This window comes from Demequina lignilytica (assembly GCF_030418305.1).
GTDB classification, from domain to species: domain Bacteria; phylum Actinomycetota; class Actinomycetes; order Actinomycetales; family Demequinaceae; genus Demequina; species Demequina lignilytica.
Map to the genome: position 1 here is coordinate 33,933 of NZ_JAUHPX010000008.1, position 26,074 is coordinate 60,006.

The following is a 26,074-nucleotide window of genomic DNA, read 5'->3' on the forward strand; positions in this document are numbered from 1 at the left end:
CGGCGCGGTCAGCGCGGCGCGAGCCCGTCCATGAGCAGCCGCCACGAGGCGGCCGCACGCGCGTGGCGGGCGGCGGGAGGCGTGGTCGTGATGACGGCCGTCACCAGCCCGACCGCGAGCATCAGGTCGTCCAAGGTCGCGTCCCGGCGCACCTCGCCGGCCGCCGTCGCGCGCTCGAGCACGGGCTGCAGCGCGAGGCGGATGCGGCGCGTGAGCTCGCGCTGCGCGGGAGCCTCCTCGTCGACCGCGAACAGTGCGATCACGGCGGCGGAGCCCTCGATCTGATGGGTGATGAGGTCGGTGACCTCCCGCAGGCGCGCGTCGGGGCGGGCGGCCAGCTCCTCCACGGCCTCCATGTTCTGGTCGAACACGGCCATGGCGATCGCCTCGCGGGTGGGGAAGTGGCGGTACAGCACCGCCTGGCCCACGCCCGCGGTGCGCGCGATCGCGGACAGCGGCGCCCGCGCGCCCTGCTCCGAGAACACCTCGCGCGCCGCAGCGAGCAGCGCCGCGCGGTTCTCCGCCGCCGCTCCTGGTCCCCGGTTGGTTCTCACCGCCATGAGACGAATCTATAGTGGAACCTATCCGGACAACGATGTCCGGACCTGGCTCAGCGCGGAGCCGACGCCGTCGGCGGTCGCGCCCGATCAAGGAGCACGCATGTCCCCCACCAGCACCTCCCTCACCGGCCTCAGCGGCGACACCAAGATCGCCGACTGGCTCTCCCACCCGTACGGCGGCCCCGTGATCCGCCAGATGCTCGTCGACTCGGGCCAGAGCGAGAAGGCGATGAACCCCGTCAAGCGCTTCTCGATGAACAAGCTCATCAAGATCAGCGGCGGACGCTTCACCCAGGACACGCTCGACGACCTGATCGCGCGGGCGGAGGCGGCCGCGGCCGCCGATACCGGCGCGCCCGCGGCGCCCGCCGGCGCCGTCGACGAGGCCCCGAGCGCCGCGCCCGAGGCTCCCGAGCAGCCCGACTGGGAGGAGCGGATCACCGAGGGCCGCTTCGCCGGGCAGACCGTCGTGGTGACGGGGGCGGGCTCCGGCATCGGCCGCGCCACCGCGTCGCGCGTCGCCCGCGAGGGCGGCCGCGTGATCGCGCTCGACATCTCCGCGGACCGGCTGACCGCGTTCGCGGCCGAGCACGACGGCCTCGACATCACCACGGTGACCGCCGACGTCACCAAGGACGAGGACATCGCGCGGGTGCTCGAGGCGGCCGGCGGCCCCATCGACTCGCTCGCGAACGTCGCGGGGATCATGGATGACATGACCCCGCTCCACGAGGTGTCGGACGAGGTCTGGGAGCGCGTGTTCGCGGTCAACGTCGTCGGTCTCATGAAGCTGTCGCGGGCCGTGCTGCCCCGCATGCTCGAGGCCGGCCGCGGGTCGATCGTCAACATCGCCTCCGAGGCCGGCCTGCGCGGCTCCGCGGCGGGCGTCGCCTACACGGCGTCGAAGCACGCGGTGGTCGGGATCACCCGGTCGAGCTCCTTCATGTACGGCCCGAGCGGCATCCGGGTCAACGCGGTGGCGCCCGGCGGCGTGATCACCAACATCGAGGCGCGGTTCGACTCCGCGCTCGGCCAGGATCGCGTGATGGGGGCCCTGGCCGTCGCCCCGCCGCCGGTGACCGCGGATCAGCTCGCGGCGTCGATCTGCTTCCTCCTGAGCGACGACGGCGTCAACCTCAACGGCGCGATCCTCCCGTCCGACGGGGGCTGGTCCGCGATCTGAGCCGCCGCATCGTCCCGCCGAGGGCCCCCGGAACGTCTCCGGGGGCCTTCGCTACGGTGGTCGCATGATCCTCACGCATCGTGGAAAGTCCCCGACCATCGATCCGACCGCGACGGTGGCGCCCACCGCCGTCGTCTGCGGGGACGTCCGCGTCGGGCCCGGCGCACGCATCCTGCACGGCGCCGTGCTGACGGCGGAGGACGGCCACGTCAGCGTGGGCGAGGACACGGTGGTGATGGAGAACGCGCTGGTCAAGGCGCGTGCGGGTCATGACGTCCGGATCGGCGACGCCGTGGTGATCGGGCCCCATGTCCACGTCAACGGGGCCGAGGTGGGCGACGAGTGCTTCATCGCGACCGGCGCGGCGATCTTCCCCGGCGCGGTGATCGAGCACGGGTGCGAGGTGCGGATCCGTGGCGTGGTGCAGGTCAACACGCGGCTCACGACCGGGACCGTCCTGCCCATCGGATGGATCGCCGTGGGCACCCCCGCGGCCATGCTGCCCCCCGAGCGCCACGAGGAGGTCTGGGCCATCCAGCAGGACCTCGACTTCTCGGGCACCGTGTACGGCGTCGACCGCACCACGTCCATGCGCGAGCTGCTGCGGCGCCAGAGCGAGTTCTACGGGGCGCACGCGGACGACGAGGTCATCGGCTGACGTTCCGCTCGCCGGGAGGCCGGCACGACGCGAGCGAGGCCCCGAGGGCGCATCCCTCGGGGCCTCGCGGCGTCCCCGGACTCGTGCCGCCGGGGGCGGGCCGGGCGGCGGTCTCGGTCCGCCGCCGTCCGGTCACGTCAGTCGGTGCTGACCTCGATGCGGCGCGGCTTGGCCGACTCGGCCTTGGGCACCGTCACCGTGAGCAGCCCGTCCTTGTAGGTCGCGGCGACCTTGTCGGGGTCGACGCGGTCGGGCAGGCGCACCGCGCGGTGGAAGCGTCCGAAGCGCCTCTCGACGCGCCGGAAGCCCTCGGCGTTCTTCTCCTCGTAGAAGTCGCGCTTGCCGGAGACGGTGAGCACGTTCTCCTCGAGGGACACGTCGACCTCGTCGGGCTTCACCCCGGGCAGCTCCACGTGCATGGTGAAGCCGTCCTCCGTCTCCTCGACGTCGAGGGCGGGGCTGAAGGCTCCGGACAGGGTCGTGTCGGTGTCGCCGAGGAACTGCTGGACGATCCGCTGGAAATCGTCCGGCCACGGCGTCGCGGCTGAAGCCGGAACGGAGCGACGAAGAACCTCTCGTGCCATGATCTGACCTCCTGAACAGGACTCGTGGCCCGGGAGGGATGGCGCCCTCTCGGGCGAGCGCGGGATGCGCTCCGCCTTCAGGATAGGACTTGAGCGGCCTGGACTCAAGTCTTGTTCCACCCCCTTTCCGGACAGTCCGCACGGATCTCGACGGGACACGCCGTCCGGGGACCGCGCGGACCTGCGACACGCCGCGGAACCAGGACCGACTCCGTGCGGAGCGTCCGAGGGCGGGCGGGGCGGCGGGGCGCGGAAGTGCCGCCGGCGGGGCCGGGAGTAGTCTCGGGACACCGACGTCGGCCGCCGCCGGGCGGCCCGGTCGCAGCGAGAGGGGCCCCATGGCCGACTTCGACGGCATCCTCCAGCCGGGGGACCGGGTCCCCGACGGCGCGCGCTACCTGCCCGCGGACCCGGCGCTCGTCCACTGGGGCCGGCTGCCGCGCCGCGGCGACGCCGCCGTCATGGTCGTGGACCCCGGCGAGGAGCTGGTGGTCGACACCGTCAGCCATGAGGGGATCCTCGCGGACCAGGGCTCGGACCCCGTCGGATTCTTCGGTGGCCACGGGGTCGATCGCGGCGGCGTCCTGGACGATGCGGTCGCGATCGCCGCGACCCGGACGCGCGAGGCGACGGACGGCCCGCACGTGGTCACAGGGCCCATCGAGGTGCGGGGCGCCCGACCGGGCGACCTGCTCGCGATCACCCTGCTCGACGCCACCCCGCGCGTCGACTACGGGGTCATCTCGAACCGGCACGGGCGCGGAGCCCTGCCGGGCGAGTTCCCGCAGGGCCCGGGGGAGGTCAGCGTGTTCACCCCGATCGCGCGGGACGATGCGGACGGCGAGGACGGCGGCGGATGGACCGGTCGGCTGCCCCTCAGCCCGGACGGCGAGCGCGTGGTGCAGTTCCCGCTCGCCCCGTTCCTCGGGATCATGGGCCTGGCCACTGATACCAGCGAGCGCGCTCACTCGGTACCTCCGGGCGCGCACGGCGGCAACATCGACATCCGCCACCTCACCGCCGGTGCCACCCTCTACATCCCGGTCCAGGTGCCGGGCGCGCTGGCCTACGTGGGTGATCCGCATTTCGCGCAGGGTCACGGCGAGGTCTCGCTCACCGCGCTCGAGGCCTCGCTGCGCGCCCGGATCCGGCTCGACCTGATCGACGCCACCGCGGCGGCGCGCGACTTCGGCGATCTCGCCTCGCCGCTCGCCGCGGACGCGACCCATCTGATGCCCACCGGCCTCGACGAGGACCTCGACGAGGCGATGCGGGCCTGCGTCCGCCAGGCCATCGCCCTGCTGGGCGCGCGCTACGGGATGGCCCCTCACCTCGCCTACGCCTACCTGTCCGCCGCGACGGACTTCGAGATCTCCCAGGTGGTGGACCTGGTCAAGGGCGTCCACGCCCGCATCCGCCGCTCCGACTTCGAGGGGGTCGCCCGTGCCTGAGCCGATCATCCATGTGGCGGGAGCGGCTCCCGCTCCCGCTGGCCTGGTCGACGCCGTGCTCGGCTACGAGGCGGCCCTGATCGCCGACGACCTCGACGCGCTGGCGGACTTCTTCGAACCCGGTCCCGACACCGTGCGTGCCGACCGCTCGGGTGTGCTCGCCGGGCACGACCGCATCACCGGCTTCCGCGGCCGCCGCGGCGGGATCGGGGCGCGACGCGTGGTCGAGATGCGGATCCACCCGGTCGACCTCCACTCCGCGCACGTGGTGACCGTCAACGCACCCGCCGCGGGCGGCCGTGGGGCCGTGTCGCAGCTGTGGCGCCGTGCCGCGGACGGCGCCTGGCGCGTCGCCGCCGCGCATGTGTCGGCGCCCGCGCCGGCGCTCGACCGCTCCATCTGGCGCGAGATCGGCTCGCCGCTGGTGCCGGGCAGCCCGGACGGGCCCCTCGCCGGTCACACCGTCGCGGTCAAGGACCTGTTCGCGGTCGAGGGCCGGCGCATGGGGGTCGGGGTGAAGGCGTTCCTCGCCGAGGCGCCGGTGCAGCACGCGAACGCCCCCGCGGTGCAGGCGCTGCTCGACGCGGGAGCGGATGTGCTCGGCATCGCGCAGACCGATCAGTTCGCCTACTCCGTCGCGGGGCTCAACCCCGACTACGGGACCCCGCCGAACGGCGCGGTCCCCGGGGCGATCCCCGGCGGATCGAGCTCCGGTCCCGCGAGCGCGGTCGCGCTCGGCCACGCGACCATCGGGCTCGGCTCGGACACCGCAGGCTCGATCCGTGTGCCGGCCTCCTATCAGGGACTCTGGGGTCTGAGGCCGACGCACGGGGCCGTGAGCCTCGAGGGCGTCCATCCGCTCGCGCCCCGGTACGACACCGCGGGCTGGCTCACCCGCGACGGCGGGACGATGCGCACGGTGGCCGAGGCCTGCCTGGTCGGGCGTCCCGCGGTGGCGCCCGCGACGCGGCTGGTCGCCGCCCCGGCGGTCGGGATGGCGTGCGCACCCGAGGTGCGCGCCGCGTTCCACGCCGCGCTCGAGCGGCTGGTCGAGGGCGGGCGGGAGATCTCGCCGGTCGACGTCCCGGACCTGGGCGAGCTCCTGATGGCGTTCCGCGTGACGCAGTCCGCGGAGGCCTGGCGCAGCGACGGCGACTGGGTCGCGTCGCACCCGGGCGCGCTCGCACCCGACGTCCAGGCGCGCTTCGACTGGGCGCGCGACGTCACGCCCGAGCGCGAGCAGGACGCCCTGGCGGACGTCACGCGCCTGGCGATCGCGATCGAGGAGTCGCTCGGCGACTCGGTGCTGCTGCTGCCGTCCGCCGCCTCCGCAGCCCCGTCCCTGGACGCGGACGAGTCGACGCTCGAGTCGCGGCGGCAGGCGACCCTGAGCATGACCGCCATCGCGGGGCTCACGGGACGTCCGGGGCTCTCCGTCCCGCTGCTCCACACCCCCGGGGGGCCGGTCGGGCTGTGCCTGGTCGGTCCCAAGGACTCGGAGCGCGCCCTGGTCGCCCTCGGTCTCGCCCTGGAGCGCGAGCTCGCGCCGTAACAACGGCGTCACACCCGTCCGTCACACTGTGTAGGTCACATCAACATTCCCGGAGGCGCGCATGTCCCTGCCCGGCCCGATCGATCCGCCCGCCCGGCTGCTCATGGGCCCCGGCCCGATCACCGCCGACCCGCGGGTGCTGCGGGCCATGTCCGCGCAGCTGGTCGGCCAGTACGACCCGTTCATGACCGACGCGATGAACGAGGTCATGGGGCTGTACCGGCAGGTGTTCGTCACCGGGAACCAGCAGACGCTCCTGATCGACTCGACCGCCCGCGGTGCGATCGAGGCCGCGCTGGTGTCGCTGCTCGAACCCGGGGACCGCGTGCTCGTCCCCGTCATGGGACGCTTCGGGCACCTGCTCGTGGAGATCGCCCAGCGGTGCGGAGCGGAGGTCCACACGGTCGACATCGAGTGGGGCCGGATCGCCGAGCTCGACGTCATCGAGGCCGCCCTCGAGCGCGTGCGTCCGACGCTGCTCGCGACGGTTCACGGCGACACCTCGACCACGGTGCTGCAGCCCTTCGACGGGCTCAAGGAGCTGTGCGAACGGTACGACTGCCTGCTGTACGCGGACGTCACCGCGACCATCGGCGGCAACCCGTTCCTCACCGACGCCTGGGGCGTGGACGCCGCGACCGGCGGCCTGCAGAAGTGCCTCGGCGGACCCTCGGGCTCCGCGCCGGCCACCTTCTCCGCGCGCGCGGTCGAGGTGATCGAGCGGCGCAAGTCGATCGAGGCCGGCATCCGCGCCGAGGGCGACGCCGTCGCGGCGCACCCGATCCGGTCGAACTACTTCGATCTGGGCATGATCTTCGACTACTGGTCGTCGCGCCGCCTCAACCACCACACCGAGGCCACCACCATGCTCTACGGGGCGCGCGAGTGCGCGCGGCTGGTGCTCGAGGAGGGGCTGGAGGCCTACCAGGCGCGTCACGCCCTCCACGGGCGGGCGATGCTCGCGGGCGTCCAGGGGCTCGGCCTCGAGGTGTTCGGTGATCTCGAGCACAAGATGGCGAACATCGTCGGCGTCGCCATCCCCGACGGCGTCGACGGCGAGGCCGTCCGCGGCACGATGCTGGCGGACTTCGGCATCGAGATCGGCACCTCCTTCGGGCCGCTCGCGGGCAGGGTGTGGCGGATCGGGACCATGGGGTACAACGCCCGGACCGACGCCGTCCTCACCACGCTGAGCGCCCTCGAGACCGTGCTGCGCCGCGTCGGCGTCGCGGTGCCGACGGGCGGCGGCGTCGACGCCGCGTACGACGCCTACGGCGCGGCGGCATGACCCGCGCCGACCAGGCGACCGCGGTCGACGCCGCTGAGGTGCTCGCGCGGTGCGACCACCTCGGCACCCTGACCGCCGTGCCCGGCATCGTCCACCGCGCCTACCTCACGCCGGAGCACGCGGCGGCGAACGCGGCGACCGCCGCGTGGATGGCCGCCGCCGGCATGGACACCTGGACCGACGCTGCGGGCAACATCGTCGGACGCTACGAGGGCGCGGACCCGGAGGCGCCGGTGCTGCTGCTCGGCTCGCACCTGGACACCGTCCCGAACGCCGGCCGCTACGACGGTCCGCTAGGGGTGATGCTCGCGATCGCGGTGGTCGCCCGGCTCCACGAGCGCGGCGAGCGCCTGCCGTTCCCGATCGAGGTCATCGGCTTCGGCGACGAGGAAGGGACGCGCTTCGGCTCGACCCTGCTCGGCTCGCGCGCGGTCGCCGGCACCTGGGACCCGCGCTGGTGGGAGCTCCGCGACGCCGAGGGCGTGACCCTGGTCGAGGCGTTCCAGACCTTCGGGCTGGACCCGTCGCGCGTCGGCGAGGCCGCCCACGACCCGCAGCGGGTGCTCGGCTACCTCGAGGCCCACATCGAGCAGGGGCCGTACCTCGAGGAGGCAGGGCGACCCCTGGGCGTGGTGTCCGCGATCGCGGGAGCGCATCGTTTCCAGCTCACCATCACCGGCAAGGCCGGCCACGCGGGCGGCGTCCCGATGGACCGCCGGCGCGATGCGCTCGTGGGTGCGTCGCAGGCGGTGCTCGACATCGAGCGGCTCGCCCGCGAGATGGACTGCGTCGCGACCGTGGGGATGATCGAGGTGGCGCCGGGCGCGGCCAACGTGATCCCCGGCGAGGCGAGCTTCTCGCTCGACGTGCGCGCCGCGACGGATGAGGGGCGTGACGCCTGCTGGCGTGCCATCCAGGACGCGATCCAGGAGTTCTGCCAGGAGCGACGCCTGGTCCTGTCCATCGAGGAGACGCACTCGGCGCCCGCGGAGGCGCCCGCACCGCGCCTGGTCGACGCCGTCCGCGCGGGGATCGCCGCGACCGGCGACGACGACCCGCTGGTGCTCCTGTCGAAGGCGGGCCATGACGCGATGGCGATCGCCGCGATGACCGACTGGGCGATGCTGTTCATCGCGTGCGCCGGCGGCGTGAGCCACCACCCCGCCGAGGCCGTCACGGAGGCCGATGTCGCGGCCGCTCTCGACGCCTTCGAGGCGGCGGTGGTGAGCCTCGTGCGATAGCGGCGGTACAGTCGAGTCCTCATCGAGTGAGGGGCACATCGTGAGGACTCTGGTGGAGGAGCGCGGCCGCGTGAGCGTGGTCCGGCGCGGCAACCTCCGCTGGCACGTCGCCGGACAGGTCATGGTCGGCGCCTACCTGCTGCTCCTGGTGCGCAGCGTGCTGCTGGTCAAGGGCGGCGCGATGATCCTCACGGTGCTGCCGCTGGTCGCGGGCGGGGCCATGGCGCTGCTGGTGCCGGGGATCGTCGTGATCCTGATGGTGGGGCGCGACGGGCGCACCCGCGTCGCCGAGATCGTGCGCGAGACGCCGTTGTCCGACGGAGTGCTGCTCACCGTCAAGGACGTCTCGGGCAAGGTCCGCGAGTACCTGGTGACCCGCGAGCTGGCGGACCGCTGCCGCGCGGCGATGCGTCGCGGGAGCGCGCGGCGCAACCCGCGCTGAGCGGGTGCTACTGCGCGTCGACGTCGTCGGCGGCGCCCAGCCCGGTGCAGTCGACCTCCGTCACGTGGTGCGCGCTCAGGTAGTGCGCCGCGCCGCGCGAGCCGCCGACCGTGGCGAGCAGCGGCCCGAGGTGCGCCCCGCCCACGAGCACCGGGTGTCCCGGGCTGCCACCGTCGTTGGCACGGGCCAGGACCGTCGGGTCGCCCGTCCACAGCGCGGCGACGCGGGTGACCGCCTCGGGCTCCAGGTGCGGCAGGTCCACGAGCGTCACCAGCACGGCCTGCGCGTGCACCGCGCGCGCCACCTCGATCCCGGCGTGAAGGCTCGCGCCGATGCCCTCGCGCCAGCGCTCCGCGACCACGCCGTGGGCCCCGTGAGGCAGCAGGTGGCGCGCCTCCTCGGCGCCCGCGCCCAGCACGGCGATGACCGTGGAGCAGCCGGCGTCCGCGAGCAGCCCGCACGCGCGCGGGAGCCAGGCCCCCGCATCGTCCCGTGCCAGGGCCTTCGGCATGCCGAAACGGGTGCCCGCACCCGCGGCGAGCACCACCCCGACCAGGCCTTCCGCCATGTCTCGCATCCTAGGATGGAAGCATGATCGAACCCACTCGGAACGACCTCCTCACGTGCCTGCGAGTCGAGCGCTGGGCGGACACGGTGGCGTCGCGCGCGTACGGGGGCATGCTCGAGCTCGAGCGGGCCGCCGTCTCGGCCGCGACGCCGTTGACGCCCACGGAGATCGAGGAGGCGCTCGCGGCGCACCCGCGGATCGGGGATCGCCGCGAGGGCGAGGATGCGGAGGCGCGGTTCTCCCGCGCCGAGCAGGCGTCCTCGGAGTCCGAGGACGAGGCGCTCGCGGCGCACCTGGCGGACCTGAACGCGCTGTACGAGAAGCGGTTCGGGCGCGTGTTCCTCATCCGCGCGGCCGGGCGGTCGCGTGCGGAGATCGTCGCCGAGCTCGAGAGGAGGCTCGGCAACGACGACGTGGCCGAGCTCGCGGAGGTCGCCGACCAGCTGCGCGGCATCGCCCTGCTGCGCCTGCGCCAGATCTATGGAGGTGAGTCATGAGCCACGTGACCACGCATGTGCTGGATTCCGTCCACGGCCGCCCCGCGGCCGGGCTGAGCGTGCGGCTGCTGCACGGCGACGTCGAGGTCGCCACGGGGGTGACGGACGCCGACGGCCGGGTGTCCTCCCTGGGTCCCGATCAGCTCCATGAGGGCACGTACCAGCTGGTCTTCGCCACGGGCGCCTGGTTCGCGGACCGCGGCATCGCGACGTTCTACCCCGAGGTGCGCATCGCGTTCGGGGTCGACGGTGACCCGCACTATCACGTGCCGCTGCTCCTCAGCCCCTTCGGGTACTCGACGTACCGGGGCTCCTGAGCGGACCCTCACGCCCCCGGTCCACCGGCGGGGCCGGGTGTCCGACCACCCCATGAAGCGATTCGTGTCGGACTCCCCGCCGGAACGGTCCCCATGAAGGGAATCCGGACGGCCCGAGGGTAGTTGACGCGTCCAGGAATGGAGCCGGAGTCGTGTACGTTCTGCGGGCATGACTATCGAGATCGAGATCTGGTCGGACATCGCGTGCCCCTGGTGCTACCTGGGCAAGAGGCGGCTCGAGGAGGCCATCAGCGCCTCGGGCGACGACGTCGCCGTCCGGTACCGCAGCTTCCAGCTCGACCCCACCATCCCCGCCGGTCAGGCGACCCCGCACGCCGAGGCCCTCGCGAAGAAGTTCAACACGACGCCGGACCGTGTCAAGGAGATGAACGGCCGGCTCGAGTCGCTCGGCGCCGAGGCCGGCATCGCCTACGACTTCGACCGGTACATGTCGACCAACACCCGCGACGCTCACCGAGTGCTGCATCTCGCGCACGCGCACGGGCTCGGCGCGCAGATGAAGGAGCGCCTGATGAAGGCGCAGTTCTCCGAGGGTGCCGTGGTCTCCGACGCGGACACCCTGGTGGCGCTCGCGACCGAGGTGGGGCTGGACGCGGACCTGGTGCGCGGCGTGCTCGACTCCGACGCGTACGACGCCGATGTCCAGGCCGACATCGACCAGGCCGCGGCCTACGGTGCGACCGGGGTGCCGTTCTTCGTGTTCGACCGCGCGTTCGCGGTGTCCGGCGCCCAGCCGGTCGAGACCTTCGCCCTCGCGCTGTCCAAGGCGCGCGAGGCGCGCGAGTCCGCGACCGTGTGACGCGACGAGGGGCCGGGTCCCGTCGGACCCGGCCCCTCGTGTCAGTCCCGCGGGACTACGAACGGTTCGCGCGGTAGTACGCGATCAGCGCCTGGGTGGACGCGTCCTGCGCGGCGAGCGCCGCATCGTCGCCCTCGATGGCCGGGGCGATCTCGAGGGCGAGCTTCTTGCCCAGCTCGACGCCCCACTGGTCGAACGCGTTGATGCCCCACACCACCGACTGGGTGAAGGTGATGTGCTCGTACAGCGCGATGAGCTGGCCCAGCACCGACGGCGTGAGCGACGGCGCGAAGATCGAGGTGGTCGGGCGGTTGCCGGCGAAGGTGCGCGCGGCGACCAGTGCGCCGGTGGTGCCCTCCGCCTCGACCTCCTCGGCCGTCTTGCCGAAGGCGAGCGCCTTGGTCTGCGCAAGGAAGTTCGCGAGGAACAACGCGTGGACGTCCTGGCCGCCGTCCTCGAGCGGGTACGCGGGGTTGACCACCGCGATGAAGTCCGCCGGGATCAGCTTGGTGCCCTGGTGGATCAGCTGGTAGAAGGCGTGCTGGCCGTTGGTGCCGGGCTCGCCCCAGAAGATCTCGCCGGTCTCGGTGGTGACGGGGGTGCCGTCCCACTTCACGGACTTGCCGTTGGACTCCATGGTGAGCTGCTGGAGGTACGCGGCGAACCGGTGCAGCTGCTGGGCATAGGGCAGCACCGCGTGCGACTGGGCGCCCAGGAAGTTGACGTACCAGACGTTGAGCAGGCCCATGAGGACGGGCACGTTCTCCTCGAGCGGGGTCTCGGCGACGTGGCGGTCGACAGCGTGGAAGCCGGCGAGCAGCTCGCGGAACACGTCCGGGCCGAGCGAGATGGCGAGCGACAGGCCGATCGCCGAGTCGACCGAGTAGCGGCCGCCCACCCAGTCCCAGAAGCCGAATGCGTTGGTCGGGTCGATGCCGAAGGCCGCGACCTTGTCCAGCGCGGTGGAGACGGCGACGAAGTGGTGGGCGACGGCGGCGTCCTTCTCCGCGTCGGTCGAGACGGGCACGCCTGCGGCGCCCAGCGTCTCCCACAGCCAGTCGCGCGCGAGGCGTGCGTTGGTGAGCGTCTCGAGGGTGGTGAACGTCTTCGAGGCGACGATGAACAGCGTGGTCTCGGGGTCGAGGCCCTTGACCTTCTGGCCCATGTCCGTGGGGTCGATGTTCGACACGAAGCGCGCCTCGATGCCCGCGGTCGCGTACGGCTCGAGGGCCTCGTAGGCCATGACGGGCCCGAGGTCCGAGCCGCCGATCCCGATGTTGACGATGTGCGTGACCTTCTTGCCGGTGACGCCCTTCCACTCGCCGGAGCGGACCCGGGTGGCGAACGCGTCGATCGCGCTCAGCACGGACTGGACGTCCGTGTCGACGTCCTGGCCGTCCACGACCAGCGCGGGCTGTGCGCCCGCCGGGCGACGGAGCGCGGTGTGCAGCACCGCGCGGTCCTCGGTCGTGTTGATGTGCTCCCCGGCGAGCATGGCCGCGTAGCGCGAGGCGACGCCGGTCTCCTCGGCGAGCTTGACCAGCGACGCGAGGATCTCGTCGGTGACGAGGTTCTTCGACAGGTCGACATGGAGGTCCGCGAGGGGGAGCGAGAAACGCTCGACGCGGGTCGCGTCCTCGGCGAACCAGGCGCGGAGGTCGGGGGCGAATCCGTCCTTGAGGGCGGAGAGCTCGGCCCAGGCGGACGTGGTCGTGGGATCGATGGGTGCAGTCACGGTTGCCAGGCTAGTCCGAGTCGGGACGATGCGCGTAGGACCTGGGTGGGGCGGCGTCAGGCGGACTCGGTCGCCCGGGCATCGGTCCTCGCCGCGGCATCGGCGGCGCCGCGCGGCGCGAGCGTCTGGATCACGACGGCGGCTCCGACGAGCGCCGCCGCGAGCGGCATCGCGAAGTTGTGCAGCACCGCCGTCACGATCCCGAACACGTGCAGCGCGGGCTCGGCGTTGAAGCCCACCACGTCCTGGAACCAGACCAGCAGGTTGGTGCCGTAGACGGACATCAGCACGCCCACGGCGAGCAGCACCCCTGCCCAGATCAGGCACCTCTTGGCGACCGGATGCATGTGAACCCCCCTCGTACACGCCGTCCTGTGGAGCCTACAGCTCCGGCGTGACCGCCCGCCTGCCCTGGACGTAGACGCCCGCGATCGCGGGCTGACGCATCCCGACCAGCAGCGTGAAGAGCTCCTCGAGCGTGGCCTGCTCCTCGTCGTCGGCGCGGATGCCCATCGACAGCATCCCCTCGAGCGGCTCCCAGCGGGACGTCTCGATCAGCAGGAAGTCCGCATCCTTGCCCACGTCGAGGTTGCCGAACGCATGCTCCATGTCGAGGGCCCGCGCGCCCGCGAGCGTGGCGGCGAACAGCAGCTCCGCGGGGTGGAGGGCGGTCCCCGCGTCGCCCTCCTCCGAGATGTGGACCTTGTAGGCGTCGCCCGCGACGCGGGAGATCAGCCACTCGTCGCCGGCCCCGATGTCCGTGCCCAGCGCGATGTTGACGCCGGCCGCGACGGTCGCCCGCCACGGCATCGTCCCGGAGCCGAGGAACAGCTGGGAGGTCGGGCAGTGGGCGATGGACGTCCCCGTCTCCGCCATGCGGTCGAGCTCCCGCGGCTGACAGTGCACCGCGTGCGCGAGGGTGGAGCGGCGCCCGAGCAGCGTGTGCCCGCCGGTCTTCGAGCCGGGTAGGAAGCGGCCGTCGTAGGTGTCGAGGTACGCCTCGACGCCGTAGCTCCCGAGCACGGCCGCGATCTCGCCGTCGCCCTTGCGGTTGTTCTCGTTGAGATGGCTGTGGAAGTACACGCCGTCGCCGCGCGCGTGGTCGTACAGCTCGCCCAGCGCGGCCAGCGTGCGCGGCGTGACGGACAGCGAGAAGCGCGGCACGACACCCACCTGGATCCGCGCGGTGCGCGGGTCGCCGGTGTCGATCGCGTGCCACCGGTCGATCTCCTCGGCGGTGAGCCGGATCGCGTCCTCCTCGGACGTGATCAGGGACGATGCGGCCGCCGGCCCCACCGTCTGGATGCCGCGCCCGGAGACGATGCGGAGGCCGGCGGCGTCGGTCCACCGGTACAGGGCGTCCTGAGCGACCGGGAAGGCGGAGCCGAACACCATCGCGGCGGTGGTGCCGGCGGCGATGCGGCGGCGGGTGAAGTAGCGCGCGGCGCGGTCCGCGAACTCGGGGTCCGCGAACTGCGACTCGGTGGGGAAGATGCAGTGGTCGAGCCACTCGAGCAGCTGGCCCCCGCCGTGCGCCGCGGTCGCGTACGACTGCGGGTAGTGCAGGTGGCTGTCGACGAATCCCGGGAGCAGGTAGTCGGCGCGGGTCACAGGCGCGTCGGCGAAGGCGTCGGGCAGGTCCGCCCACGGGCCCAGGTGGACGATGCGGCCGTCGCCGTCGACGACCAGCGCGCCGTCGGGGTGGCTGACCAGGGCCCGGTCGACCTGGTCCTGCGCGGGCGAGCCGGCGATGTGGAAGATGTGCGCCCGATAGACGTGCATGTCAGACCAGGCCGCTGTACTGGTCCCAGGCGGGGCCCGCGTCCGGCGCCCCCTCGACGGTGACGGAGGCCTGGATGAGCCCGTAGGGACGGTCGTCGGCGTGGAAGACCTCGTTGTGGTTCTCGATACCGAAGCGCGCGAGGTCGTAGGCGAAGTGATGCTTGTTGGGTGCGCTGAGACGCACCTCGACCAGCTCGGGCACGGCCTCGATGGCGGTCTTGCCCATCTGGAACAGCGTCTGCTGGAGGGCGAGCGAGTGGAAGGAGGCGAAGGTCTCCACCATGGCGGTCGTGATCGCGGCGTAGGCGGCGTCGAAGTCGAACGTCGCGACGTCGACCGCGCCGAATCTCCACTTCGCGACCAGCGAGGTCGCCATGATGCGGTCGGAGGTCGGCTCGAGCACGGTGTACTCGTCCTCGAGGAAGCCGTGGAACTCGGAGCCGCTCGACTTGAGCACCACCAGGTCCTTGAGCCCGCCGGTGATCCACGCCGAGCCGTCCGCGTCCACGGTGACCGCCACCGTCCGGACCTCCCGGCCCGAGCGGACCCAGCTGAAGTCGTGCTCCGCGCCCCCGACGCTCACGCGCTCCCAGGCGAACTCCTCGAGCTCGACGCGCGCCTGGTCGACGGGCTCGACGTCGTCGACGAAGTGCACGGCCAGGGCGTGGGCGTACCGCTCCAGCGACGCGAGACCCACGGTCTTGGCGTACGCGTACGACGTCTGCTTCTGGGTGTCCGTGGGCAGCACCTCGCCCTGATCGCCCGTGAGGTGGGCCGCGTCGAAGCGGCCGCGGAGGCACGTCGAGACGTTGACGTCCCGGATCTCGTGCCGCGGGGTGTCACGCACGATCCGGACGATGCGGTTCTCCGCCTTGCCGTACTGGTGGTCGCCCAGGATGATCGCCATGGTTGCTCCTCGGGGTGGGAACGCGTCGCGTCGAGCCGTCGCTCACACGCTACGCGGTGTTGATTTCATCGACATTTCTGCCAGGGGAGTCGCGGCGGATCCGGCCCCGCCACGCATCACGGCCTGCGGAGCTGCTCGCCCTCGCCGCTCTCGGATCCCGCGAGCCAGACGCGCGCCGCGCGCCCCACGAGAGCGTGCCCGTCGAACGCGCTCACCGGGTTCTTATGCGCCAGCTCGGCGGCGTGCACCTCGAAGGGCGCCTCCGGGTCGAAGGCCACCAGGTCCGCGTCGCGGCCGACCTGGATCGCGCCCTTGCGCTGGAGCCCGGCCCAGGCGGCGGGCCTGCCGCTCATCCAGGCCACCGCATCGTCCAGGCGGTAGCCGCGGGCCCTGGCCCCCGTCCACACGGCTGCGAGCGAGACCTGCAGCCCCGCGATGCCGCCCCATGCCACCCCGAAGTCGCCGCCGCCGGCGAGCTTGAGGTCCGCGGTGGCGGGAGAGTGATCGGACGCGACGAAGTCGATGGTTCCCTGCGCCAGGGCCTCCCACAGCCGCTCGCGGTTCTCCGCCGACCGGATCGGCGGGCAGCACTTGTACTGCGTGCCCCCGGCCGGGATGTGCTCGGCGTCGAAGGTGAGGTAGTGGGGGCAGGTCTCGACGGTCAGCGGGAGACCCTCCGCCTTCGCGGCGCGGATCGCCGGCAGCGCGGCCGCCGAGGACAGGTGGAGGATGTGCGCCCGCACCCCGGTCGCCCGGACCCCGTCGATGACCGCGTCGATCGCGGACGTCTCGGCGGAGTCGGGCCGGGACGCCACGAACGGCGCGTAGTCGGCGCCCGCGGGCGGCGGCGCATCGTCGAGCACCTCGGGGTCCTCGGCGTGCACGATCAGGCGTCCCCCGAAGGCGGCGATCTCCTCCATCGCGGCCCGCAGCCGGGCGCGGTCGAGGTGACCGAACTCGTCGACCCCCGAGGGTGCGAGGAAGCACTTGAAGCCGAACACCCCCTCGTCCCACAGCGCCTCGAGGCTGCCCAGGTTCTCGGGCACCGCGCCTCCCCAGAAGCCCACGTTCACGTGGGTCTTGCCGAACGCCGCCGCCTTCTTGGTCTCGAGAGCGGCCGGCGACACGGTGGGCGGGATCGAGTTGAGCGGCATGTCGATCACCGTGGTGACGCCGCCCGCGCGGGCGGCACGCGTCGCGGAGTCGAAGCCCTCCCACTCGGTGCGGCCCGGCTCGTTGATGTGGACGTGCGTGTCGACGGCGCCCGGGATCAGGACCTGGCCGTGGGGCAGCTCGACCTCGGCGTGCGCGGGGAACGGCTCGTCCTCGGCGCCGATCGCCGCGATCGCGCCGTCCGCGATCGCGACGGCGGCCGGCATCGTCCCATGGGGCAGCACCGCGTGCGTCGCGCGGATCACCAGGTCGTATGTCATGAGCGGGTCCTTCCAGACGGTGGGCGGGGAGCGGTGGCGGCCCGGCGGCACGCGCCATGGCCCGCCCTACACTGGCCAGCATGTTCGAGATCGCGGCCCAGGCGCTCGCCGAGCTGGACGCGGGCCGCGCCCTCGGCGTGGTCGTGGTCACCGGCGTGCACGGCTCGACCCCGCGCACCCCCGGCTCCGCGATGGCCGTCACGGCCGACGGCCGCGCGATCGGCGCCATCTCGGGCGGCTGCATCGAGGCGGAGGCATACGAGCTCGCGCGCGAGGTGCTGGCGAGCGGCGATGCGCAGGCCCTCACCATGGGCGGCGAAGGCGACCTGCTGCGTCCGGGGCTCGCGTGCGGCGGCGCGGTGGACGTCGTCGCGGTGCGCGTGGGCCCGGGCGACGAGACCGTGGTCGACCCGCTGCGGGCGAGCCTCGGCGACGGCGCCGTCGCGCTCGCGCTCGCGGGGCCCGACGGGCCGGTGCGGCTGGAGCGTCCGCGCGCGCCGCGACTGGTGATCGTCGGCGCGGTCGACTTCACGCCCGCGCTCGCGTCGGCGGCGCGGCTGATGGGCTTCCGCGTGGTCGTCGTGGACCCGCGGCCCGTGTTCGCCACGCCGGAGCGCGTCCCTGACGCCCATGAGGTCATCATCGCCTGGCCGGACGCCTGGCTGCGAGGTGAGGCGCTGGGGGAGGACGATGCGGTCTGCGTGCTCACGCACGACGACCGCCTCGACGTCCCCGCGCTCGAGGCCGCGCTCGCGATCCCCGTCCTCTATGTGGGCGCGATGGGTTCGCGTCGGGTGGACGGGCGCCGCCGCGAGGCGCTCGCCGAGCGCGGCGTGGGGGACGATGCGCTGGCGCGGCTCCGCTCGCCCATCGGGCTCGACCTGGGCGGCTCGACGCCCGCAGAGACCGCGATCGCGATCATGGCCGAGGTGCTGCTCGCGCGCGCGGGCGGCACGGGGCTCCCGCTGCGTGAGGTCTCGGGGCCGATCCACCGTCGCCAGGAGGACTGAGCGTCCCGACGGGCGCGGTTCCTCGCGGATCGGAGGACTGAGTGTCCCGACGGATGGCGGGCGGGTCATGAGCCGCGCTGCGAGGCCGCCCGCCAGACACGGTCGCGCGTCATCGGCAGCTCGTGCAGGCGCACCCCGAGGGCGCGACGGATCGCGTTCGCCATCGCGGGTGCCACCGGGTTGTACGGCGCCTCGGACATCGACTTCGCCCCCCGCGGGCCGAGCCGGTCTGACGTCGAGGCGAAGAGCACCTCGGTGACGGGAAGGTCGGCGATCTGGGGCACGCGGTAGACCCGGAAGGCGGGGTTGCCGACGGTGCCGTCCTGGTCGACCAGCACCTCCTCGTACAGCGCCGAGCCGATGCCCTGCGCCACGCCGCCCTCGATCTGGCCCCGCAGCTGCGCGGGGTTCATCACCACGCCGGCATCGGCCGCCTGGACCGAGCGAAGGATGCGCACGGCGCCGGTCTCGGGGTCGACGGCGACGCGGAAGCCCTGGACGTTCCAGGCGAGCGAGCGCACGGCGCCGTCCTCCCGCCCGGTGCCGCGGACGCCGTCGGCGTCGCGGGTCTCGGCAGGTGCCGCGGCGATCAGGTCGGCGACGCCGACCCTGCGCTGGGCGCCGTCGAGAGAGACGGCGACGGCGCCCAGCGGGTCGAGGGTCCACTCCACCCCGTCCCCATCCCGCGTGCCGGCCACCGCGGCGGCCGTCTCCAGCAGGATCCCCCTCAGGTCCATCGCGGCGGCGTGCACCGCCTTGCCGGCGATCACGACGCCGGTCGAGCCGTACGCGCCGGTGTCATGCTCCGTGGCATCCGTGTCGGACGCGACCAGGCGCACCCGGTCCGGGCTGGTGCCGAGGGCGTCCGCGGCGAGCTGCGTCTGCACGGTCTGGGTGCCGTTGCCGAACTCGGCGGTGCCGACCCTGACCACGTAGGTCCCGTCCGGAGTCGCGGACACCGACGCGGTCGCGTGGTGCCCGCGCGGCGGCGCCGTCGCGATCATCGCGAGCGCCATCCCCTCGCCGACCGCCCAGCCGTCGGGCACGGGGACGGCGGGCGCCGCATCGTCGCGCGCGAGCGCGTCCCTCACCAGGTCGAGGCACTCGTCGAGGCCGAAGGACCCGAAGATCAGGTCGTCGTGCGGCTCGAGCGAGGTGATCGCCAGCGGGTCGCCCGGTCGGACGGTGTTGACCCGGCGCAGCTCGAACGGGTCCATCCCGAGGGCCAGGGCCAGCTCGTCCATCGCGCACTCGATCGCGTGGATGACCTGCCCGAGCCCGTAGCCGCGGAAGGCGCCCGCGGGCACGGTGTTCGTGTAGACCGCCTCGGCGTCGACGCGCTTGGCGGGGGCGTTGTACGCGGCGACGGACTCCGAGCACCCGTGGAACAGCACGCCCGCGGCGTGGTTGCCGTAGGCGCCGGTGTTCGAGAGCACGTCGACCTTCATCGCGGTCAGCCGGCCCTGGGCGTCCGCGCCGAGCGTCGCGGTCACGCGCATGGGGTGGCGCGTCGCCGTGCGCTGGAACTCCTCGGCGCGCGTCATCTCGTAGGCGACCGGGCGCCCGGTCGCGAGGACCGCGAGGCCCACGATGTCCTCGGTGAAGATCTCCTGCTTGCCCCCGAAGCCGCCGCCGAGCCTCCTGGTGAACACGCGCACGCGGTCGCGGTCCAGGCCGAGGACCACCGCGAGCTCGTCGCGGACCAGGAACGGCACCTGCGAGGAGGTGCGCAGCGTGAGGCGGCCGTCGTCGTCCAGCCAGCCGATCGACCCGTGGGTCTCGAGCTGTGCGTGGGTCACGCGTGCCGACGACCAGGTCCCCGTCGCCACGGCGGCCGCCCCGGCGAGGCCGGCGTCCACGTCCCCGTAGCCGCCGTGGATCGCGGCCACGACGTTGCGAGCCGCATCCGCGACCCCGTCCTCGGGCGTCGCGTCGGGATGGATCGACGGGGCGCCGGGGGTGCGGGCCTCCTCGGGATCGGTGACGTGGGGGAGCACCTCCCACTCGATCTCGATCAGGGCGCACGCCGCCTCGGCGATCGCGGCGGTCTCCGCGACCACGGCGGCGACCCGCTGACCGGCGAAGCGCGCGACGGAGTCGAGCAGCCGGGTGTCGCGGGGGTCGTCCAGGCGGTTCTGGTGCCTCCCGGTCGAGTAGCGCACCGCGGGCGCGTCCTCGTGGGTGAGGACGGCGACCACGCCGGCGAGCGCACGGGCGCGCGACGTGTCCATGGCGACGATGCGCGCGTACGGGTGAGGCGAGCCCAGCACCTTGAGGTGGGTGAGGCCGGGCACCGCGGTGTCGAACGTGTACTCCTCGCGTCCCTGGACCACCGCGGTCGCGGCGGGCGGTCGCACGGAGGACCCGACGGCCGCGCCCGATCCGGGGCTGCAGACCCCGGGGCAGGAGCCGTCGACGCCGCAGCCGCGCACGCTGTGCTCGACCGCCTCGCGGATGGGCCGGTAGCCGGTGCAGCGGCACAGGTTGCCCTTGAGCCGGCGGTCCAGGTCGGGCAGGTCCTCCTCGGTCAGGGTCGACGCGGTCACCGTCATGCCGGGCGTGCAGAAGCCGCACTGGAACGCGAAGTGCTCGACGAAGGACTCCTGGACGGGATGCAGCTCGCCCTCGGGTGCGAGCCCGGCGGCGGTGGTGACCTCGCGGCCCTCGGCGCGCACGGCCGGGTAGATGCACGAGTGGACGGGCGTGCCGTCGACCAGCACGGTGCAGGCGCCGCAGTCGCCGGAGTCGCAGCCCTTCTTGACCTCCGTGCGGCCGTGCTCGCGCAGGAACGTCCGCAGGCACTGGCCGGGCGCGGGGATGCCGTCGAGGGGTGCGCCATCGGCGACGATGCTCATGCGTCCTCCTCATCGACGTGCGCCAGGTCCGTGGCCACCCGCGCGGCCAGCGCGCCGGCGACGTGCCGCCGCCAGTCGGCGGCGCCCAGGGGATCCGTGTAGAAGTCGTCGGCGGAGCGCGCGGCGTCCGCCGCATCGTCCGGCCGCGGGGGAGCGTCGAAGCGCAGCACGTGCGGCGTGAGGGTCGCGGCGGTGACCACGATGACGGTGCGCCCGTCGGCGTGCGCCCGGCCGCTCACCACGGCGCCGGAGCGCCCGAGCTCGGCGAGGGCGACCTTCCGGAGCGCGGTCCGCGTGGCCAGCTCCTCCGCGCCGATGCGCACGCTCTCGATCAGCTCGCCATGGCCGAGCACGGTGGTGCCGTTGCCCGTGGGGAGGGAGGCGACGGGGACCGTGCGACGGCCGCCGTCGACGCCCCGGACCGTGGCCTCCGCGTCGAGGGTCGCGCAGGCCGCCGTCATCGCGCCGGCGGCGAAGGCGCGGGCGATGTTGCCCAGCACCGTCGCCTCGTTCCAGATCTTAAAGCCCGCGAGGAGCGCGTTCGCGGCGTCGCGGAACAGCGGCTGCGCGGTCCACCCGGGCTGCGGCTCCAGCGCCAGCAGCCGCGCGATGGTGCAGCCGGGCCCGAGCGTCAGGCCGGCCCGGTCCGCGGCGAGATGGGGCCCGGGGAGGGTCGTGACGTCGACCAGCCCGGTGACGTCGCGGTTGGGCTCGGAGAACATCCAGGTGCCCCCGGCGAGGTAGCGCTCCCCGGGCGCGAGCGTCAGGTCCGCGTCGGAGGTCGCGCGGCGGTAGGCGCTCACGGTGGTGAGATCCATGCCGCCTCCCAGGCTCCCTGGGGCCCGTCCGAGCCCGTCTGCGGGCAGTGTGACATGTCCAGATGACGCGATCGTTGCACGATCGTTAGCCGATTTAACGTCCGCGAAACCAGGATGCGCATGTTGGCGAAATCTACATTCCCTAGGGTCGCCGCGTGGCGTGGTGAGGCACCGGAAGGGCGGTGACCCGCGCTCCACCGAATCAAGGGAGACACACATGAGTTTCACGTTCGGTCGCGCCGGCAAGCGCACCGCCATGGTGGCCGCTGCCGCGGTCGCCTCGTTCGCGCTGGCGGCCTGCAGCTCGAGCAGCGCCGACGTCGAGGCCAGCGGCGTCGCCGCCGGCGAGTCGATGGAGGCCGAGGCCCCGGCCTACGGCGACTTCACCGTCCAGCTGTCCTGGATCAAGAACGAGGAGTTCTCGGGCGAGTTCTTCGCGACCGAGAACGGCTACTTCACCGAGTCGGGCTTCGACTCGGTCGAGCTGGTGCCCGGTCCGTCGACCGGCGCCGCCGAGCTCGTGTCGAACACCGTCGACGTCGCGCTCTCCGACGCCGTGTCGATCGGTGCGGCCGTCGCGAACGAGGGCGCCCCGCTGAAGATCATCGGCGCGACCTACCAGAAGAACCCCTTCACCGTGCTGTCGCTGGCCGACGGCGGGAACATCCTGACGGCCGAGGACATGGTCGGCAAGAAGATCGGCGTCCAGGACTCCAACATGTCGCTGTTCCTCGCGCTGCTGGCCGCCAACGGCCTCACCGAGGACGACGTCGAGATCGTGCCCGTCCAGTACGACCCCGCGCCGCTCACCAACGGCGAGGTCGACGGCTTCATCGCCTATCTGACCAACGAGTCGATCACCGTCTCGATGGCCGGCTACGAGACCGCCAACCTGCCGTTCGCGGACAACGGCCTGCCGTTCGTCGCGGAGACCTTCACCGTCACCGACGAGTCGATCGCTGACAACCGCGACGCCCTCAAGGCGTTCCTGGTCGCCGAGATCAAGGGCTGGGCCGACGCGGTCAACGACCCGGCCGAGGGCGCCCGCCTGGCGTACGAGGTCTACGGCGTCGACCTGGGTCTCGACCCGGAGGCCTCGGAGGCCGGCGCGATCATGCAGGCCGAGGAGCTCGTCGTCTCGGACGAGACCGTGGCCAACGGCCTGTTCACCATCTCGGACGAGCTGCAGTCGGAGACCATCGCCTCGCTGGCCGGCGCCGGCATCGAGATCGAGGCGGCCGACCTGTTCGACCTCTCGATCCTCGCCGAGGTCTACGCCGAGAACCCCGATCTGGTCGCGTACGCGGGCTGATCCCAAGGATCCTCGTGAGCTCCACCGCGAAGGCCGGTGCCCAGGGCGACGCCCTGGGCACCGGCCTGCAGATCTCGAACCTGTCCAAGGTGTTCACCACGCGCGGCCGTCAGGTGGTCGCGCTCCAGGACACCGACCTGCACACCGACCAGGGGACCTTCCTGGCGCTGCTGGGTCCCTCCGGATGCGGCAAGTCGACCATCCTGCGGATCCTCGCGGGGCTCGAGGAGCCCACGACGGGCAGCACCCGGGTCGACGGGCGCAGCCCCAAGGACCTGCGGGCGTACAACGAGCTGGGCATCGCGTTCCAGGACTCCGCGCTGCTGCCGTGGCGCTCCGTGTACGCCAACATCAAGCTTCCGTTCGAGGTCGCGGGCAAGCCCGTCGACCACGCCTACATCGAGGAGCTCATCGCGCTGGTCGGGCTCAAGGGCTTCGAGAAGGCCAAGCCCGCGCAGCTGTCGGGAGGCATGCGCCAGCGCGTGTCGATCGCCCGCTCGCTGGTGCTGAAGCCCTCCGTGCTGCTGCTCGACGAGCCGTTCGGCGCGCTCGATGACATGACCCGCCAGAAGCTCAACGTGGAGCTCATGCGCATCCTCGCGGCGAAGCCCGCCACCACGCTGCTGGTGACGCACGGCATCTCCGAGGCGATCTTCCTCGCCGACCAGGTCGCGGTCATGAGCCCGCGGCCCGGGCGCGTCAAGGAGATCATCACCATCGACCTGCCCCGCCCTCGCACGCCCGACATCATGCGGTCGCCCGAGTTCCACGCGTACGTGGACCAGGCGTCGGAGCTGCTGTTCGGCATCGGAGGAGCGGCCGCGGACGAGGACCACTGATGGCCCGCCGCCTCCCGCCGTGGGCCACGGGGCTGATGGGCGCGCTGGGCATCCTCGCGTTCTGGTGGATCTCCTCCGTCACCATCTTCGCGAACGTGGGCTCGGGCAACACCAAGGCCATCCCGACGCCCGTCCAGGTGATCCAGGGCTACGCGGACGTGGGCTGGGACTTCTACGCCAGGAACTTCGCGGTCACGCTCAACGAGGCCGCCCAGGGCTACCTCTGGGGCAACGGCCTCGCGCTGGTGCTGGCGGGCCTGGTGCTCGTGGTGCCCAAGCTCGAGGGCGTCGTCAACCAGCTCGCGGTGATCACCTACTGCATCCCGATCGTCGCGATCGGGCCGATCGTGCTCCTCATCGTGGGGCCGCCCAAGTCGGGGGAGCCGTCGGGAACGGCGGTCTTCCTCGCGGCCCTGTCGGTGTTCTTCACCACCGTGGTGGGGGCCCTGCTCGGGCTCAAGTCGGCGGACAAGGCGAGCCTCGACGTGGTCGAGGTGTACGGCGGCTCCCGCATGGCGCAGCTGCGCAAGGTGCGCGTCATCGCCGCCGCGCCGGCCATCCTGACGGCGCTGCAGATCGCCGTCCCGGCCGCGTTCCTCGGCGCGGTGCTCGGCGAGTACTTCGGCAAGGTCGAGACCGGCGTGGGGCCGGCGATGGTGATCGCCCAGCAGTCGCTCAACTCGCCCCGCGTGTGGGGGATCGCCCTCGCCTCGGGCGCCGTGGCGCTCACCGGCTATCTGCTCGTGGGGCTGCTCACGCGTCTCGCGACGCCCTGGTCGAGGGGGGCGGCGGCATGAGCCTCGCATCGTTCACCGGCACCCAGCTGGCCGTCGACCTCAAGCGCCAGTCGCGCCGGGCCACGCTCCGCGCGCTCGGCTCCTCGCTGCTGACCCTGGTGCTCACGCTCGTCGCGGTCCTGGTGCTCTGGCAGGGCGCCATCTGGGCGTTCGACCTGTCGCCGTTCGTGGCCAAGAGCCCCGCCGACGTGCTCGAGTTCATGCTCACCGACGAGGACGCCTCGGAGGTGTTCGAGAACCTCCTGGTGACGCTGGGCGACGCCGCGGTGGGGTTCGTGGCGGGACTCGTGGTCGCGCTGCTGGTGGCGTCCGGCTTCCAGCTGTCCAAGGGTTTCGAGCACGCGGCGATGCCGATCGCGCTCCTGCTGCGCTCGGTGCCGCTGATCGCGTTCGCGCCGGTGATCATCATGATCTTCGGGCGCGACTTCATGACCACGGCGGTCATGGGCGGGATCGTCGTGCTGTTCCCCGCGCTGGTGAACATCGCGTACGGGCTCAAGAGCGCCTCGCCGCAGATGCACGACGTGGTCTCCGTCTACGGCGGCTCTCCGGCGACGGCGCTGCGGAAGGTGTCGCTGCCGAGCTCGCTGCCGGCCTTCTTCGCCGCCGTCCGCATCTCGGCGCCCGGCGCGATCACCGGCGCGCTCCTCGCCGAGTGGCTCGCCACCGGGCGCGGCGTGGGCGGCTCGATCGGCGGCTACATCTCGTCGGCGCAGTTCTCGCTGGTGTGGGCGTCGGTCGTGGTGGTCACGCTGGTCTCGCTGCTGCTCTACAACGTGGTGCTGACGGTCGAGAACACGGTGCTCGCACGGATGGGCATGCACCCCGAGAAGCGCGTCTGAGATGACCGAGTCGACGACGACGTCCGATGAGGGCGCCGCCCGGCTCGGCGCGCGCCTGCGGGAGCTCCGCCAGCAGCGCCGTATGACCCTGGTGCAGCTGGCGGCTGCGACCGATCTGTCGCATCCGTTCCTCAGCCAGGTCGAGCGCGGCCTCGCGAACCTCTCCCTCCCGTCGCTGCGGCGCATCGCGCGCGCGCTCGAGACCAGCCCCGTCGAGCTCATGGCCGCGGCCGAGTCGGACGATGCGCGCCGCCGCCGGGTCGAGGTCACCCGCGCCGCGGCGCGACGCCCGACGCCCGACGGCTTCGCGCGCGGGGTCGCCCAGGCGCTGGTCAAGGCGGGCCGGCCGTTCATGCCGATCCTGGTGGAGTCGGAGTCGGAGGATCCCGAGGAGCCGTTCGTGCACGCGGAGGACGAGTTCGTGCTGGTCCTCGACGGCAGGGTCGTGCTCGAGACCGACGGGCGTCGCCACGAGCTCGGGCCCGGGGACTCGGTCTACTTCGCCGGCGGGGTGCGCCACCGGGTCTGGTCGCAGGGCGGGCCGTACCGCCTGCTCGTCGTGAAGGAGCAGAAGGGGACGTAG

26 protein-coding genes are annotated in these 26,074 nt (G+C 72.8%); 16 read left to right on the forward strand and 10 right to left on the reverse strand.

The window, feature by feature from the left end; translation table 11 throughout:
• Positions 1-8: 8 nt before the first annotated feature.
• Positions 9-560: a TetR family transcriptional regulator gene (locus QQX10_RS12045; RefSeq protein ID WP_301121042.1), complete on the reverse strand. Its 552-nt coding sequence runs from the start codon at positions 558-560 to the stop codon at positions 9-11.
• A gap of 100 nt (positions 561-660) precedes the next feature.
• Between QQX10_RS12045 and QQX10_RS12050 the strand changes: the two genes are divergently transcribed.
• Both QQX10_RS12050 and QQX10_RS12055 read left to right on the forward strand, forming a co-directional pair.
• Positions 661-1,743, forward strand: coding sequence for an SDR family NAD(P)-dependent oxidoreductase (locus QQX10_RS12050; RefSeq protein WP_301121044.1), 1,083 nt, complete (start codon positions 661-663; stop codon positions 1,741-1,743).
• 64 nt (positions 1,744-1,807) lie between these two features.
• A complete protein-coding gene (locus QQX10_RS12055; RefSeq protein ID WP_301121049.1) occupies positions 1,808-2,401 on the forward strand; it encodes a gamma carbonic anhydrase family protein in 594 nt (197 codons plus the stop codon).
• Positions 2,402-2,538: 137 nt separating this feature from the next.
• Here the strand turns inward: QQX10_RS12055 and QQX10_RS12060 are convergent, their stop codons facing one another.
• The gene (locus tag QQX10_RS12060; protein ID WP_301121054.1) at positions 2,539-2,985 is read right to left on the reverse strand and encodes an Hsp20/alpha crystallin family protein; all 447 of its coding nucleotides are present in this window, start codon (positions 2,983-2,985) and stop codon (positions 2,539-2,541) included.
• Between the two features lie 338 nt (positions 2,986-3,323).
• On the opposite strand from QQX10_RS12060, the gene QQX10_RS12065 reads away from it, so the two are divergent.
• The 5 genes from QQX10_RS12065 to QQX10_RS12085 all read left to right on the forward strand — a co-directional run bounded on the left by QQX10_RS12065 (position 3,324) and on the right by QQX10_RS12085 (position 8,959).
• Positions 3,324-4,436: an acetamidase/formamidase family protein gene (locus tag QQX10_RS12065; RefSeq protein ID WP_301121056.1), complete on the forward strand. Its 1,113-nt coding sequence runs from the start codon at positions 3,324-3,326 to the stop codon at positions 4,434-4,436.
• Positions 4,429-5,988 carry an AtzH-like domain-containing protein gene (locus tag QQX10_RS12070; protein ID WP_301121058.1) on the forward strand — a complete coding sequence of 520 codons (1,560 nt, stop codon included), beginning with the start codon at positions 4,429-4,431 and terminating at the stop codon, positions 5,986-5,988. Before QQX10_RS12065 ends, QQX10_RS12070 begins: the two co-directional genes overlap by 8 nt.
• Before the next feature lie 61 nt (positions 5,989-6,049).
• A complete protein-coding gene (locus QQX10_RS12075) occupies positions 6,050-7,276 on the forward strand; it encodes a pyridoxal-phosphate-dependent aminotransferase family protein (protein WP_301121060.1) in 1,227 nt (408 codons plus the stop codon).
• Positions 7,273-8,517 carry an allantoate amidohydrolase gene (locus QQX10_RS12080; protein ID WP_301121067.1) on the forward strand — a complete coding sequence of 415 codons (1,245 nt, stop codon included), beginning with the start codon at positions 7,273-7,275 and terminating at the stop codon, positions 8,515-8,517. The genes QQX10_RS12075 and QQX10_RS12080 overlap by 4 nt, the downstream gene beginning before the upstream one ends.
• 40 nt (positions 8,518-8,557) lie before the next feature.
• Entirely contained in the window at positions 8,558-8,959 is a 402-nt protein-coding gene (locus QQX10_RS12085) for a hypothetical protein (RefSeq protein WP_301121069.1), read from the forward strand.
• 7 nt (positions 8,960-8,966) lie between these two features.
• Here QQX10_RS12085 and QQX10_RS12090 read toward each other — a convergent pair whose 3' ends face one another.
• A complete protein-coding gene (locus tag QQX10_RS12090) occupies positions 8,967-9,527 on the reverse strand; it encodes a nucleotidyltransferase family protein (protein ID WP_301121071.1) in 561 nt (186 codons plus the stop codon).
• Positions 9,528-9,550: 23 nt separating this feature from the next.
• On the opposite strand from QQX10_RS12090, the gene uraD reads away from it, so the two are divergent.
• From uraD to QQX10_RS12105, 3 genes are all read left to right on the forward strand, one after another.
• Positions 9,551-10,024 carry a 2-oxo-4-hydroxy-4-carboxy-5-ureidoimidazoline decarboxylase gene (gene uraD / locus QQX10_RS12095; protein WP_301121073.1) on the forward strand — a complete coding sequence of 158 codons (474 nt, stop codon included), beginning with the start codon at positions 9,551-9,553 and terminating at the stop codon, positions 10,022-10,024.
• Positions 10,021-10,341: a hydroxyisourate hydrolase gene (gene uraH / locus QQX10_RS12100; protein WP_301121075.1), complete on the forward strand. Its 321-nt coding sequence runs from the start codon at positions 10,021-10,023 to the stop codon at positions 10,339-10,341. The genes uraD and uraH overlap by 4 nt, the downstream gene beginning before the upstream one ends.
• 169 nt (positions 10,342-10,510) lie before the next feature.
• Entirely contained in the window at positions 10,511-11,161 is a 651-nt protein-coding gene (locus tag QQX10_RS12105) for a DsbA family oxidoreductase (RefSeq protein ID WP_301121077.1), read from the forward strand.
• A gap of 55 nt (positions 11,162-11,216) precedes the next feature.
• On the opposite strand, the gene pgi is transcribed toward QQX10_RS12105, so the two are convergent.
• The 5 genes from pgi to allB all read right to left on the reverse strand — a co-directional run bounded on the left by pgi (position 11,217) and on the right by allB (position 17,018).
• On the reverse strand, positions 11,217-12,896 hold the full coding sequence (gene pgi, locus QQX10_RS12110) for a glucose-6-phosphate isomerase (protein ID WP_301121079.1): 1,680 nt from the start codon (positions 12,894-12,896) through the stop codon (positions 11,217-11,219).
• A 56-nt stretch (positions 12,897-12,952) separates the two neighbouring features.
• Positions 12,953-13,243, reverse strand: coding sequence for a hypothetical protein (locus tag QQX10_RS12115; protein WP_301121081.1), 291 nt, complete (start codon positions 13,241-13,243; stop codon positions 12,953-12,955).
• Positions 13,244-13,277: 34 nt separating this feature from the next.
• Positions 13,278-14,678 (reverse strand): amidohydrolase family protein, encoded by a 1,401-nt coding sequence (locus tag QQX10_RS12120; protein ID WP_301121083.1) that lies wholly within the window; start codon positions 14,676-14,678, stop codon positions 13,278-13,280.
• Position 14,679: 1 nt separating this feature from the next.
• The gene (gene pucL / locus QQX10_RS12125; RefSeq protein WP_301121085.1) at positions 14,680-15,585 is read right to left on the reverse strand and encodes a factor-independent urate hydroxylase; all 906 of its coding nucleotides are present in this window, start codon (positions 15,583-15,585) and stop codon (positions 14,680-14,682) included.
• 116 nt (positions 15,586-15,701) lie between these two features.
• A complete protein-coding gene (gene allB / locus QQX10_RS12130) occupies positions 15,702-17,018 on the reverse strand; it encodes an allantoinase AllB (RefSeq protein WP_301121087.1) in 1,317 nt (438 codons plus the stop codon).
• 80 nt (positions 17,019-17,098) lie between these two features.
• On the opposite strand from allB, the gene QQX10_RS12135 reads away from it, so the two are divergent.
• Positions 17,099-18,028 carry an XdhC family protein gene (locus QQX10_RS12135; protein WP_301121089.1) on the forward strand — a complete coding sequence of 310 codons (930 nt, stop codon included), beginning with the start codon at positions 17,099-17,101 and terminating at the stop codon, positions 18,026-18,028.
• Positions 18,029-18,093: 65 nt separating this feature from the next.
• On the opposite strand, the gene QQX10_RS12140 is transcribed toward QQX10_RS12135, so the two are convergent.
• Both QQX10_RS12140 and QQX10_RS12145 read right to left on the reverse strand, forming a co-directional pair.
• On the reverse strand, positions 18,094-20,883 hold the full coding sequence (locus QQX10_RS12140) for a molybdopterin-dependent oxidoreductase (RefSeq protein WP_301121091.1): 2,790 nt from the start codon (positions 20,881-20,883) through the stop codon (positions 18,094-18,096).
• A complete protein-coding gene (locus QQX10_RS12145; RefSeq protein WP_301121093.1) occupies positions 20,880-21,701 on the reverse strand; it encodes an FAD binding domain-containing protein in 822 nt (273 codons plus the stop codon). The genes QQX10_RS12140 and QQX10_RS12145 overlap by 4 nt, the downstream gene beginning before the upstream one ends.
• A gap of 217 nt (positions 21,702-21,918) precedes the next feature.
• Here QQX10_RS12145 and QQX10_RS12150 point away from each other — a divergent pair, with 217 nt between their 5' ends.
• The 5 genes from QQX10_RS12150 to QQX10_RS12170 are packed head-to-tail and all read left to right on the forward strand — an operon-like array spanning position 21,919 to position 26,074.
• The gene (locus QQX10_RS12150) at positions 21,919-23,013 is read left to right on the forward strand and encodes an ABC transporter substrate-binding protein (protein ID WP_301121095.1); all 1,095 of its coding nucleotides are present in this window, start codon (positions 21,919-21,921) and stop codon (positions 23,011-23,013) included.
• 8 nt (positions 23,014-23,021) lie between these two features.
• Positions 23,022-23,852 carry an ABC transporter ATP-binding protein gene (locus QQX10_RS12155; protein WP_439710129.1) on the forward strand — a complete coding sequence of 277 codons (831 nt, stop codon included), beginning with the start codon at positions 23,022-23,024 and terminating at the stop codon, positions 23,850-23,852.
• The gene (locus tag QQX10_RS12160) at positions 23,852-24,649 is read left to right on the forward strand and encodes an ABC transporter permease (protein WP_301121099.1); all 798 of its coding nucleotides are present in this window, start codon (positions 23,852-23,854) and stop codon (positions 24,647-24,649) included. The genes QQX10_RS12155 and QQX10_RS12160 overlap by 1 nt, the downstream gene beginning before the upstream one ends.
• Positions 24,646-25,491 (forward strand): ABC transporter permease, encoded by an 846-nt coding sequence (locus tag QQX10_RS12165; protein WP_301121101.1) that lies wholly within the window; start codon positions 24,646-24,648, stop codon positions 25,489-25,491. The genes QQX10_RS12160 and QQX10_RS12165 overlap by 4 nt, the downstream gene beginning before the upstream one ends.
• Position 25,492: 1 nt before the next feature.
• A complete protein-coding gene (locus tag QQX10_RS12170) occupies positions 25,493-26,074 on the forward strand; it encodes a helix-turn-helix domain-containing protein (protein WP_301121103.1) in 582 nt (193 codons plus the stop codon).

Bases quoted from the DNA above. Each gene is read 5' to 3' on its own strand.
- QQX10_RS12115 (WP_301121081.1), bottom strand. From the start codon at position 13,243: ATGCATCCGGTCGCCAAGAGGTGCCTGATCTGGGCAGGGGTGCTGCTC.
- QQX10_RS12120 (WP_301121083.1), bottom strand. From the start codon at position 14,678: ATGCACGTCTATCGGGCGCACATCTTCCACATCGCCGGCTCGCCCGCG.
- QQX10_RS12160 (WP_301121099.1), top strand. From the start codon at position 23,852: ATGGCCCGCCGCCTCCCGCCGTGGGCCACGGGGCTGATGGGCGCGCTG.
- QQX10_RS12060 (WP_301121054.1), bottom strand. From the start codon at position 2,985: ATGGCACGAGAGGTTCTTCGTCGCTCCGTTCCGGCTTCAGCCGCGACG.
- QQX10_RS12090 (WP_301121071.1), bottom strand. From the start codon at position 9,527: ATGGCGGAAGGCCTGGTCGGGGTGGTGCTCGCCGCGGGTGCGGGCACC.
- QQX10_RS12150 (WP_301121095.1), top strand. From the start codon at position 21,919: ATGAGTTTCACGTTCGGTCGCGCCGGCAAGCGCACCGCCATGGTGGCC.
- QQX10_RS12135 (WP_301121089.1), top strand. From the start codon at position 17,099: ATGTTCGAGATCGCGGCCCAGGCGCTCGCCGAGCTGGACGCGGGCCGC.
- QQX10_RS12055 (WP_301121049.1), top strand. From the start codon at position 1,808: ATGATCCTCACGCATCGTGGAAAGTCCCCGACCATCGATCCGACCGCG.
- QQX10_RS12065 (WP_301121056.1), top strand. From the start codon at position 3,324: ATGGCCGACTTCGACGGCATCCTCCAGCCGGGGGACCGGGTCCCCGAC.
- QQX10_RS12075 (WP_301121060.1), top strand. From the start codon at position 6,050: ATGTCCCTGCCCGGCCCGATCGATCCGCCCGCCCGGCTGCTCATGGGC.
- QQX10_RS12170 (WP_301121103.1), top strand. From the start codon at position 25,493: ATGACCGAGTCGACGACGACGTCCGATGAGGGCGCCGCCCGGCTCGGC.
- QQX10_RS12105 (WP_301121077.1), top strand. From the start codon at position 10,511: ATGACTATCGAGATCGAGATCTGGTCGGACATCGCGTGCCCCTGGTGC.
- QQX10_RS12145 (WP_301121093.1), bottom strand. From the start codon at position 21,701: ATGGATCTCACCACCGTGAGCGCCTACCGCCGCGCGACCTCCGACGCG.
- QQX10_RS12140 (WP_301121091.1), bottom strand. From the start codon at position 20,883: ATGAGCATCGTCGCCGATGGCGCACCCCTCGACGGCATCCCCGCGCCC.
- allB (WP_301121087.1), bottom strand. From the start codon at position 17,018: ATGACATACGACCTGGTGATCCGCGCGACGCACGCGGTGCTGCCCCAT.
- uraD (WP_301121073.1), top strand. From the start codon at position 9,551: ATGATCGAACCCACTCGGAACGACCTCCTCACGTGCCTGCGAGTCGAG.
- uraH (WP_301121075.1), top strand. From the start codon at position 10,021: ATGAGCCACGTGACCACGCATGTGCTGGATTCCGTCCACGGCCGCCCC.
- QQX10_RS12165 (WP_301121101.1), top strand. From the start codon at position 24,646: ATGAGCCTCGCATCGTTCACCGGCACCCAGCTGGCCGTCGACCTCAAG.
- QQX10_RS12080 (WP_301121067.1), top strand. From the start codon at position 7,273: ATGACCCGCGCCGACCAGGCGACCGCGGTCGACGCCGCTGAGGTGCTC.
- pucL (WP_301121085.1), bottom strand. From the start codon at position 15,585: ATGGCGATCATCCTGGGCGACCACCAGTACGGCAAGGCGGAGAACCGC.
- QQX10_RS12045 (WP_301121042.1), bottom strand. From the start codon at position 560: ATGGCGGTGAGAACCAACCGGGGACCAGGAGCGGCGGCGGAGAACCGC.
- QQX10_RS12050 (WP_301121044.1), top strand. From the start codon at position 661: ATGTCCCCCACCAGCACCTCCCTCACCGGCCTCAGCGGCGACACCAAG.